Annotated in this window: 10 protein-coding genes; 4 read left to right on the forward strand and 6 right to left on the reverse strand. The window is 71.4% G+C overall.

The window, feature by feature from the left end; genetic code table 11:
• Positions 1 to 105 precede the first annotated feature (105 nt).
• Both E7Z54_RS14265 and E7Z54_RS14270 read left to right on the forward strand, forming a co-directional pair.
• On the forward strand, positions 106 to 657 hold the full coding sequence (locus E7Z54_RS14265; RefSeq protein ID WP_136434773.1) for a hemerythrin domain-containing protein: 552 nt from the start codon (positions 106 to 108) through the stop codon (positions 655 to 657).
• Between the two features lie 182 nt (positions 658 to 839).
• Positions 840 to 1,433 carry a hemerythrin domain-containing protein gene (locus E7Z54_RS14270; protein ID WP_136434774.1) on the forward strand — a complete coding sequence of 198 codons (594 nt, stop codon included), beginning with the start codon at positions 840 to 842 and terminating at the stop codon, positions 1,431 to 1,433.
• A gap of 155 nt (positions 1,434 to 1,588) precedes the next feature.
• On the opposite strand, the gene E7Z54_RS14275 is transcribed toward E7Z54_RS14270, so the two are convergent.
• Positions 1,589 to 2,050, reverse strand: a complete 462-nt coding sequence (locus E7Z54_RS14275; RefSeq protein ID WP_240769686.1) for an HNH endonuclease — start codon at positions 2,048 to 2,050, stop codon at positions 1,589 to 1,591.
• Between the two features lie 45 nt (positions 2,051 to 2,095).
• Positions 2,096 to 3,118, reverse strand: coding sequence for a uracil-DNA glycosylase family protein (locus E7Z54_RS23785; RefSeq protein WP_240769687.1), 1,023 nt, complete (start codon positions 3,116 to 3,118; stop codon positions 2,096 to 2,098).
• Positions 3,119 to 3,143: 25 nt separating this feature from the next.
• On the opposite strand from E7Z54_RS23785, the gene E7Z54_RS14285 reads away from it, so the two are divergent.
• The gene (locus tag E7Z54_RS14285) at positions 3,144 to 4,340 is read left to right on the forward strand and encodes a site-specific DNA-methyltransferase (RefSeq protein ID WP_240769688.1); all 1,197 of its coding nucleotides are present in this window, start codon (positions 3,144 to 3,146) and stop codon (positions 4,338 to 4,340) included.
• Positions 4,341 to 4,370: 30 nt separating this feature from the next.
• On the opposite strand, the gene E7Z54_RS14290 is transcribed toward E7Z54_RS14285, so the two are convergent.
• The 3 genes from E7Z54_RS14290 to E7Z54_RS14300 form a co-directional block, all read right to left on the reverse strand.
• On the reverse strand, positions 4,371 to 5,882 hold the full coding sequence (locus E7Z54_RS14290) for a WS/DGAT/MGAT family O-acyltransferase (RefSeq protein WP_240769689.1): 1,512 nt from the start codon (positions 5,880 to 5,882) through the stop codon (positions 4,371 to 4,373).
• A gap of 90 nt (positions 5,883 to 5,972) precedes the next feature.
• Positions 5,973 to 7,106 (reverse strand): glutamate--cysteine ligase, encoded by a 1,134-nt coding sequence (locus E7Z54_RS14295; RefSeq protein ID WP_136434780.1) that lies wholly within the window; start codon positions 7,104 to 7,106, stop codon positions 5,973 to 5,975.
• 4 nt (positions 7,107 to 7,110) lie between these two features.
• Positions 7,111 to 7,617: a DUF402 domain-containing protein gene (locus tag E7Z54_RS14300; RefSeq protein WP_136434782.1), complete on the reverse strand. Its 507-nt coding sequence runs from the start codon at positions 7,615 to 7,617 to the stop codon at positions 7,111 to 7,113.
• Between the two features lie 36 nt (positions 7,618 to 7,653).
• Between E7Z54_RS14300 and E7Z54_RS14305 the strand changes: the two genes are divergently transcribed.
• Positions 7,654 to 8,982, forward strand: a complete 1,329-nt coding sequence (locus E7Z54_RS14305; RefSeq protein ID WP_136434783.1) for a threonine/serine ThrE exporter family protein — start codon at positions 7,654 to 7,656, stop codon at positions 8,980 to 8,982.
• Positions 8,983 to 9,095: 113 nt separating this feature from the next.
• Here E7Z54_RS14305 and E7Z54_RS14310 read toward each other — a convergent pair whose 3' ends face one another.
• Positions 9,096 to 10,085: a hypothetical protein gene (locus E7Z54_RS14310; protein ID WP_136434785.1), complete on the reverse strand. Its 990-nt coding sequence runs from the start codon at positions 10,083 to 10,085 to the stop codon at positions 9,096 to 9,098.
• Between the last annotated feature and the right edge of the window lie 191 nt (positions 10,086 to 10,276).

Here is a 10,276-nt window from a genome sequence, read left to right on the forward strand (position 1 = left end):
GTCAGGCTCGGGCATCCGCGATTCGATCGCCGAGCGTATGGCCGATCGGCCGGGGCGGACCCCCCGTTCTGACTATCCCGAAACGTTCCGGGTACCTCAGCGGCCATGAGCACCGGTATCGACCTCGGTCGCCCATCCTCGGGCGACGTCATCGACCTCATCACCGAGGACCACCGCCGCTTCGAGAAGCTCCTCGCACAGCTGCGGGACGGCACGGCCGACAGGGACGCCGTACGGCGTGCCTTCGCGCACGTCCTCATCGCGCACGGGGAGGCGGAGGAGGAGCTCGTCTACCCGGTTCTCGCCCGCAGGAGCGACGACGTCGGAGGAGACGAGGTCGAGCACGGTCGGGAGGAGCACGCCGAGGGCAACGAGGCGCTGCTCGCCGTGCTCGAGCTCAAGGGCACCGACACCCAGGCCTTCGCGGACGCCGTGGAGCACCTCAGCAACCTGGTCGCGCACCACATCGCCGAGGAGGAGCTGACCATCCTCAAGCCCGCTCGCCAGGAGGTCCCGGAGAACGTCCGATTCGAGCTGGGGGAGAAGTGGTCGGCCCGGCGCAACGAGCTGATCAGCCAGAACTGCGGCACCGAGGCCAACGTTCGGCGCATCGTGAACGCCGCGCAGAGGTCCGGCCTGCTGGACGAGGACGGTTGAGATGCCTGCGGTGTCGCTGCGATCGCTGCGTGACGTCGTCGTGCTGGTCGCGACGCGGGGCCGGCTCCCCGCTCCAGAGGAGGCCCGGCTGCGGTGAGCCGGGGCACCCTCAGGGTCCGGTATGTCGTTGCGGGGGGTCGGGTACCGCGGGTTCGAACTGACCGTCCGACAGGAGGAGCGTCATGGGGACCGCTGCTGAGGACCGCCAGAAGGCCGCCGAGCTGCCCGAGGGGGACGTGGTCCGGATCCTGCTGGAACAGCACGCCCGCATCCGCGAGCTGTTCCCTGCGATCACGGACTCCGCCGGCGCGCGCAAACAGGAGCTCTTCGACGAGCTGCGGGCGCTGCTGGCCGTGCACGAGACGGCCGAGGAGCTCGTGCTCCGGCCGATGACCTCCACCAGTGGTGAGGGGGCCGAGGCCATCGCCGCGGCCCGCAACGAGGAGGAGGCGGCGGCAACGGAGGTGCTGAAGGAGCTCGAGGAGGTCGACGTGGGCGATCCGGACTTCGACGTACGCCTCGCCACCCTGGAACACGCCGTGCTCCAGCATGCCGAGGCCGAGGAGCAGGAGGAGTTCCCGATCATCCTCCAGGCCTACGACGCCGAGGTACGACGAGCGATGGGCCTGGAGGTGCGCGCGGCCGAGAAGGTGGCGCCCACCCATCCGCACCCGAGCGCTGCGGGGTCGACGGCGGCGCAGCTCGTGCTCGGACCGTTCGCCGCGATCAAGGACCGCGCCAAGGACGCGATCAAGGCGATCAGCATCCTGCCCTGACCGGGTGCCTCGTGCACCCCTGCACGGTCTCCCGGACCGTGGGCCGTCGAGGGGGGATACGGCCCGGGGGACAAGAAGGAGCCGGGGTCCCGCGGGGCTGGCGGGCCCCGGCTTCGCCCCTGTCCGGAGCTCCCTCCGCGCCGTGCCGGGCGGGGTCAGCGCCGGATGAGCTGCGCGCGGGTCGGGACGTAGGGCCGCAGCCGCAGGTGCATGCCGGCCTCCGACGGGGTCCGGTTGCCCTTGCGACTGTTGCAGCGCTCGCAGGCGGCCACGGTGTTCAGCCACGACCAGCTCCCCCCGCGGGACTGCGGGACGATGTGGTCGACCGTGGTCGCCCGTCCGTCGCAGTAGGCGCAGCGGTGCCGGTCGCGCAGCAGCACCGATCGCCTCGTGTATCCGGCCGGCCGGTGCATCCACTGCGCGGCTACGTAGCGGACCAGCCGGATCACCTTCGGCCACGGGTGAGGACCGATCATGCGGACCTCGCCCGTGGGTGCCTGGTGTGCCTCCTCGACGGTGGCGACCTCGCGCCAGAGCATGCGCACGGCGTGCTGGAAGGTCACCGTCCCGAGCGGCTCGTAGGAGGCGTTGAGCAGCGCGACCTGGGTGAAGGTCACCGTCATCACCTCGCTTCCGGGCAGCGGCCGAGACTCAGGATGGGTTCATTGTGCGTCGCGAGTTGCCGTTCGGACCAGCACCTCGCGGACCGCGCCCAGGGCCTGGACGTCGGAGTCCAGCCATTCGACGTCGTCGAGCTCGTCGCTGCCGAGCCACCGGACCGCGTCGTGGTCGTCGCCCGGCCTGGGCTCACCGGCCACCACGGTGGTGAGGAACAGGCGCAGCTCGTGGACGTCCGAGATCGGCCAGGCGCGCCCGAGGTCGGACAGCTCGTCGCCCACCGCGATCGTCACACCGAGCTCCTCGTGGACCTCGCGGACCAGCGCGTCCCGGGGTGTCTCGCCCAGCTCCACCTTGCCGCCGGGGAACTCCCAGCGGCCCGCCAGCTCCGGAGGGGTCGTGCGGCGGGCCGCCAACACGCGGCGTACGCCGCCGGCCGGTCCGTCGAGGATGACCGCTCCGACCACCGTGCGACGGGCACTGGACACCACACCGGCCGCTTCGCCGACCCGTCGGTAGGCGTCGGCGAGCGACGTCACGGTCTCGTGCGCGTTGAGGCCGCTCGGGTTGGGGACGACCCACAGCTCGGCGCCGGCCAGGTCGTGGGGCTGGCGGCCCGGCACGGCCTTCGGCAGCCCGAACGCCGTGCGGTAGGCGGTGATCCCGGCGACCGCGACCACCCGGGGCCTCTGGGCGGCGACGAGCCGGGCCAGCCGTTCGCCGCCCTCGCGGAGCTCCTCGCTGGTGAGCTCGGAGGCCTTCGCGGTCGCCCGGGGGGCCAGGTTGGTGATGCCGATGCCACGTGCCCGGAGGCGGTCGCGGTCCTCGTCCGTCATGCCGTCGGCCGGGTCGACCGGGTGGTCGATCACGCCGGCCAGCAGCAGCGCCGGGTAGAACCGGTTGCCCGGGTGAGCGAAGTGGGTGCCCGTCGCGGCCGTCCAGAGCCCGGGGTTGATGCCCACGAACAGGAGCCGCAGCCGGTGCTCGGGCCTGGTCGGCAGGAGGTCGGGCACCTCGGCGTCGCGGAACGACTCGAGCTCGGCCCGGGTGAAGGTACGGCGTGGCACGGGGCGAGCCTGCCACGATGGGCGGGTGGCGGCTGAATCAGACGGGCGGGTGTGCAACACCTTCGCCGAGGGCGACAACCTCGACGTGCTGCCGACGCTGCCGGAGGGCTCCTTCGACCTGGTCTACCTGGACCCGCCCTACAACACCGGCAACGACTTCGCCTACCGCGACGACTTCCGGGGCGACCGGGGCGCCGGGCTGGCCGGGCGCCACGAGGCATGGCTGGCGTTCATGCGGCCCCGGCTCGAGGCGGGCCGCCGCGTGCTGGCCGATACCGGGGCCATCTTCGTCAGCATCGACGACCACGAGGTCGCCCACCTGCGCCTGCTGATGGACGAGGTGTTCGGCGAGGCGAACCTTCTGGCGCAGATCGTGGCGAACCTGAATCCCAAGGGCCGGCAGCTGGGCCGCGGCTTCGCCACCTCCCACGAGTACCTGCTCGCCTACGCCAAGGACGCCGACCGCTGCGTGCTCGACGCATCCTCACCGACGACGGTGGTGGAGTCCGACTTCCCGCTGCTGGCCGCCGACGGGCGGCGCTACCGCCGGCTGCCGCTGCGCAACACCAACAAGAAGTTCAACCCGATGACCGCGCCCACCCTCCACTTCGCGGTGTGGGCGTCGCTGGAGACCGGGCAGGTCCGAACCGAGCCCTTCGAGGGGGCGGTCGAGATCAAACCGGTGTTCGGCGACGGGTCCCCGGCGGTCTGGCGCTGGTCGCGGCCACGGATCGACGCCCGCCCCGACGACCTGGAATGCCGGGTGGTCCGGGGCGCGACCGGGGACCGCGTCGACGTCTTCCAGCGCGACTGGCTGCATGTCAGCCACGACGGCAAGGGCCGGCGCAAGAAGCTCCGCACCGTCTGGCTCGCCGAGGAGGTCGGCTCCACCGACACGGCGGTGGCCGAGCTGAAGTCCGTGCTCGGCCACGTCTTCGAGTCGCCGAAGCCGACCGGGCTGGTGCGGCGGATCCTCGACACGATGCCGCCCGACTGCCGCGTCATCGACTACTTCGCCGGCAGCGGCACCACCGGGCACGCGGTGGCCCTCGCGAACGCGGCCGACGGAGGGCGTCGTACCTGCCTGTCGATCAACTCCGCCGAGCCGACACGAGCCGGCAGCAACGCCGCGCTGGCGGGCTACCCGACGGTCTCGGCCGTCACCCGGGCCCGGCTGCAGGCGGTCGCCCAGCGGGTCGGCGGCGGCTTCCGGGAGTTCTGACCGCTGGCCGAGGAGGTCGCGCAGCGACCGTCACGAGACCCCGGCAGCCTCCTCCAGCGCACCCAGCTCGTCGTCGAGGAACGCGAGCAGCCGCTGGAGCCGGGGGACCGTCCGTCGGCAGCCGGTCAGGCCGAAGCCCATCTTGTCGTCGTAGGACGTGCAGGTGATGTTGAGCGCCATCCCGTTGATCGGGATCGACAGCGGGTAGTTGCCGACCAGCCGGGCCCCGTTCCAGTAGTGCGGGGAGCGCGGACCGGGCACGTTGCTGATGATCAGGTTGAACGGCGGCCGGACGAAGCCCTGCATCTTCAGCATCGGCACCACGATCGAGGGCGCCATGCCGATCGCGCTCATCGCGACGATCTGGGCCGGCGTCATCGACGACAGCGCCTCCTTGCCGTCCTGCATCGAGCGATGGATCGCCAGGAGCCGATCGGCGGGGTCGGTCAGGTCGGTCGCCATCCGCACCATCACCGAGCCGACGGCGTTGCCGCCCTCGGATGAGGCCGTGCTGGCCTCCTTCGCCTTCAGCCCGACCGGCACCATCGCGACCATCGGCTGGTCGGGGAGCGCGTCGAGCTCGGTGAGGTAGGTCCGCATGGCGCCGCTGCACATCGCCAGCACCACGTCGTTGATGGTGGTCCCGGTCGACTTGCCGATCGCTCGCAGCCGCTCCACCGGCCAGTCCTGCGCTGCGAACCGCCGCGACCCGGTGATCGACTGGTTGAAGATCGTCCGCGGGGCCGCCAGGGAGACGGCGGACGTCTCGTTCCGCAGCCCCTTGCGCAGCGTCCTCACCAGCGCCATCGGCATGCCGGCCGCCTCCGAGCTGATCCCGAGGGCGGTGCGTACGACGTCCGCGGGCAGGTCCGCAAGCGACTTGGCAGCCGTGTTGACGACCTCCACCGCGGTGCCGGCCGCATCGGCCGCAGCGCCGGCGACCACAGCAGGCAGTCCACCGGGATCGGCGTCGGGGCCCGGAGCCGGCGCCGGGCTGTGTCGCTGCGCAGCGCCGTCGGCGAAGGGCGCCTTCATGCCGCGCCGATCGGGGTCCGTCGTCAGCACGCTCGCCAGCAGCCGCATCGCGGAGATCCCGTCGACGAGCGAATGGTGGATCTTGGTGTAGAGCGCGACCCGACCGTCGGCCAGCCCCTCGATCACGTGCATCTCCCACAGCGGCCGCTCCCACGCCAGCCGGGTCGAGTGCAGTCGGCCGCACAGCTCGAGCAGCTCGCGGACCCGGCCGGGCTGGGGGAGGGCGCTGTGCCGCAGGTGGTGCTCGATGTCGAACTGGTCGTCCTCGCGCCAGGTCAGGGTGCCGCCCGTCCTCACCGAGCGGTGCGGGTGCTTGAGGAAGAGCGGCGCGACCTTGTCGGTGTCGCGCATCGACTCGTACATCTGGCGGCTGAAGTCCGGTCCTGCGTCCGCGGGGTCCTCGAACAGCTGCAACGCTCCGACGTGCATCGGCTGGCTGCGACTCTCGGCCAGCAGGAACGCACTCGAGGTCGGGTCGATCGGGCGGAAGCTCGGGACAGAGACCACGGGGAGCACCTTTCGTCGCGGATGCTCGATCCTTGCGTGTCGTGACAGCGGTCACAAGACGCGCCCGACCGATGCGGCGACGTCGGGGCCCTACTGATCGATCTCGGCGCGCAGCTCAGACACCACCGAGTCGACCACGGCGACCAGGTCGCCGTCGGTGCGCGCGGCGACCGCGCGCTGACGGACGTACGACGCCCCGCGGGCCGGGATCTCCAGCACTGACGCCAGCTCCGCCTCGCATCCCAGGCGCTCGGCGGTCGGTTGCAGCTGCGGGATCAGGTCTGCGAGGTCGTCGGTGACCAGCCGCTCGTTGCAGTCGGCGTCGAGGATGACGATCGCTTCGACGCCGTAGCGCGCGGCCCTCCACTTGTTCTCCTGGACGTGCCACGGCGGCATCGACGGCAGCGTCTCGCCGGCGGCAGCGCGGCCGTCGAGCCACACCACCAGGCAATGCATCAGCGCGACCAGCGCCTGCATGTCGGTGAAGGTCGAGACGCCGTCGCAGACCCGGTTCTCGAGGGTGCCGTGCTTGATCGCGGGCCGGAGGTCCCAACGGATCTCACTCAGCTCGTCGATCACTCCGGTGGTGATCTGGTCGTGCGCGAAGGACTCGAACTCCTGCCACGTCTGGAACTGGAACGGCAGTCCGGCGGTCGGCAGCTGCTGGAACATCAGTGCCCGGTTGGACGCGTAGCCGGTGTCGACTCCCATCCAGATCGGCGAAGACGCGGAGAGCGCCTGCAGATGGGGGTAGTAGGCGAGCAGCGCGGTGAGAACCGGCATCACCCGCGCCTGCTCGGGGACGCCCACGTGCACGTGGACGCCCCAGATCAGCATCTGGCGGCCCCACCACTGAGTGCGGTTGATCAGCTCCTCGTAGCGATGCCCCTCGGTGAGCTGCTGCCGGGTCCAGGACGCGAAGGGGTGGGTGCCGGCGCCGTACAGGTCGAGGTCGAGGTCGTCCGCGGCCTCGGTGACGTAGCTCAGGGTGTCGCGCAGGTCGGTCATCGCCTCGCCCACGGTGGTGCAGACGCCGGTGACCACCTCGACGGTGTTCTTCAGCAGCTCCTTGTGGAGCTTGGTGGGATCGGGCATCCGCGGCTTGGCCCGCGCGAACAGGTGGGCGGCGTCGTTGCGAAGGTCGCGGGTGCGCCGGTCGACCAGGGCGAACTCCCACTCCACCCCCAGCGTTGGCTCGGGTGACCCGTGGAAGTCGATGCGCACACCATCAGACTAGGAGGTCCAGCCAGCGCTGCGCCGTGTCGTCGAACGGCGGCTCCTTGGCGCGTACGGCGGCCAGGACCCTGCTGGCCGACGACTCCGCCATCGCCACGATCTCCGCGGGGTAGCCGTAAGCCGTCTGGTGCTCGGTGAACTCGTCCTCGTCATCGAGGTAGATCGTGCCGTCCTGGAGCATCACGACGTCGAGGTCGAGGTCGACCGACCGGAGGACGGTGCCGTCCCACTGGGCCGGCGTGGCCATGTCGACGTACATCCTGGCGACCGCTCGCTCGTCGTTGAAGCCGGCGAGGAACGCCCGTCCGCCTCTCGGCACCAGCACCACGCTTCCGAAGTTCGCGACGAACTCCATCCCAGGTCGCTGGTAGTGCGTGCCGACCGGGAACCCGAGCCACTCGCCGTGCTCGTCGGAGCCGAGCCAGGTGCCCTCGTAGGTCCAGTGCGGACGTTCGCCCCACTTGGTGATCTCGACGCGGATCGGCGTCCCGGGGTGCATGGAGGATGTCTACCAAAGACCTGCCAGCATGGCCCGATGGATGGAACCCGGACCCTCCACCGCACGCTCGACCTGTGTCTCAAGGTCGGCGAGGTGCTGCTGTCCTCCGGTGCGGGGGCGGCGGACGTGGTGGCGACGATGCGCGCGCTGTCGCGGGCGCTGGGGGTGCGGCAGTCGCAGATCGACGTCACCTTCACCTCGCTCGCGATGAGCGTCCAGCTCGACCCCGACGAGCCGCCGGTGATGCAGATCCGGCAGGTCACGCAGCGGGAGATCGACTATGAGGACCTCACCCGGGTCGACCACCTGGTCCGCGAGGTGGCGGCCGGTCGCAAGGACCTCGACGGCGCCCGGACCGAGCTCGCGCAGATCGTCTCCTCCGGCCACGCCCGGCCGCGCTGGGCGGCGACGCTCGGCTGGGGTGCCATGTGCGCCGGAATCGCGCTGCAACTGGGCGGCGGGGCCGTTGTCGTGCTCGTGGCCCTGCTGGCGGCGATCTGCATCGACCGGCTCCAGCTGCTGATGACCCGGCGACGGCTCCCGGTCTTCTACCAGCAGGTCGCGGGCGGGGTGGTCGCGACGGTGCTGGCGGCGGTCGGCACCCGGCTCGCCGAGCCGTTCGTGCATCTCAACGCCTCGCTGGTGGTGACCGCCAACATCATCATGCTGCTGGCCGGCATCGGCTTCATGGGCGCGATCCAGGACGCGCTGTCGGGGTTCTTCGTGACCGGCGGCGCGCGGATCCTCGAGGCCGTCCTGGCGACCGCGGGCATCATCGCCGGCGTCAGCGGGGGGCTGAGCCTCTGCGCCGCGATAGGCCTGGAGATATCCGGGCTGTCCCTGCCGCAGTTCAACCTCGTCGGGGTGACCGCTGCCGTGCTCGGCGGCGGCCTCGCCGCCGCAGCCTTCGCGTTCGCCTCGTACGCGCCGTGGCGGATCCTGGTGCCGGTCGGCCTGCTCGGCGGCGTCGGGATCGTGGTCACCGAATTCGTCGCCGAGGCGGGCTTCGGCCGGCCGTGGGCGGTGGGCGTCTCGGCGTTCCTGATCGGCCTGTTCGGGTACGCCGTCGGGCGCCGGTTCCGGGTGCCGCCGCTGGTCGTGGTGGTCTCGGCCGTGGTGCCGCTGCTGCCCGGCCTCTCGATCTATCGGAGCCTCTTCCTGCTCGGGGAGGAGGGCGGAACCCGGGTCGCCGACGGACTGCTCGCCATGGCCACCGCCGCCTCCGTCGCCATCGCCCTCGCCGCCGGAGTGATCCTCGGTGAGTACGTCGCCCAGCCCGTGGTCCGCGAGGCCCGCCGTGTCGAGCAGCGCCTCGCCGGCCCCCGCCTGGTCGGTGTCACCCGGGCCCGCAGGCGCCGCAAATAGCGCGAGGGGGCGCGGTGTGCGGTGCGAGGGGGCGCGGTGTGCGGTGCGAGGGGGCGTGGTGTGCGGTGCGAGGGGGCGTGGTGTGCGGAGCGAGGGGGCGCGGTGTGCGGTCGTCAGCCCGTTCGCCTCGGGCGCCGGCGTGGATAGTTCGGGTCGTCCGGGCCGCGGGAGTAGATCCGCTTCGGAGGAGTGGCGGGCGTGCGCTCCGCGATCTTCGCGCGGAGCTCGCGCAGCCACATGTCGCGCGGCTGGGCCGCCAGTCCGTCTTTCCGTACGACGATGATGTGCCAGCCCAGCGCGTCCCGAAGTGCCGCTCGGCGATCGCGGTCGTGGTCCCGATCGGCGGTGAGGGTGTGGTGCTCCTCGCCGTCGTACTCCACCGCGGTCCGCAGGTGCTCGTAGGCGTTCTCGATCCTCGCGCGGCCCCAGCCAGGAACCTCGACCCACACCTGAGCGGCCGGCATCGGTAACCCCTCGTCGTGGATCATCAACCGGATCCACGACTCGGGCTGCGAGTCCGCGTCGTCGCTCGACAGCGGAATCAGCTCGCGCAACTGCTTCACGCCGCGGCGCTTCGCGAAGCGCGGCAGCATGCGCAGGAAGTCCTGCTCGGTGAGGCCGAAGCTCCGACGGAACGCGTCGATCGTCGCGATCGCCCGGTAGCGCCCCCGCAGACATGCGATGTCGCATGCCGTGCGAATCGGAGTGGTGACGTTGACGCCCTCGACGACCATCACGTCGCAGCCGGGGAGGTCTCGCTGGCCGCCATAGATCCCCGTCCGTCGTGAGCGCTCCTTACCCGCCACCGAGACCACCTCCAGCTGCGGGATCAGATCCTGCTCGGCGAGGTCGAGGACATCGATGCCGTGTAGCCAGGCCGCGCAGCGGTCGCTCACCACGGCGTGGGCGGGCAGGACGAGCGCCGCTGCGCGAGCGCGGAGCCACAACGAGTCGGGCGCCGAGGCGGCGACGTAGACATCGTGCAGCACGTGCCGGACGACGCCGGTCTCTCTCAGGTAGCGGAGTCGCCCCCGCGACAACCCGGCTGCGACGGCCATCGCCGTGGTGAAGGGCTGGCCGCCCAGAAGGGTGAGCTCGGACATGGTGAGAGCATCGGCCCCGCCGTACGACGCCCGGCCGGCGTCGTACGCCGCCTGTGGATGAGGAGGGTTGTCCACAGCGGATGGCCGCGAAGTTGGCGTGTCGAGTGACACCGAAACGGACGGTCCGCTGCACACCGCGCCCCCTCGCGGCGCACACCGCGCCCCCTCGCGCCGCACACCGCGCCCCCTCG

This window comes from Nocardioides sp. (genome assembly GCF_004803405.1).
GTDB lineage: Bacteria > Actinomycetota > Actinomycetes > Propionibacteriales > Nocardioidaceae > Nocardioides > Nocardioides vastitatis.

Coding starts and splice junctions, on each gene's coding strand:
- E7Z54_RS14265 (WP_136434773.1), top strand. CDS start 106: ATGAGCACCGGTATCGACCTCGGTCGCCCATCCTCGGGCGACGTCATC.
- E7Z54_RS14270 (WP_136434774.1), top strand. CDS start 840: ATGGGGACCGCTGCTGAGGACCGCCAGAAGGCCGCCGAGCTGCCCGAG.
- E7Z54_RS14300 (WP_136434782.1), bottom strand. CDS start 7,617: ATGCACCCCGGGACGCCGATCCGCGTCGAGATCACCAAGTGGGGCGAA.
- E7Z54_RS14305 (WP_136434783.1), top strand. CDS start 7,654: ATGGATGGAACCCGGACCCTCCACCGCACGCTCGACCTGTGTCTCAAG.
- E7Z54_RS14310 (WP_136434785.1), bottom strand. CDS start 10,085: ATGTCCGAGCTCACCCTTCTGGGCGGCCAGCCCTTCACCACGGCGATG.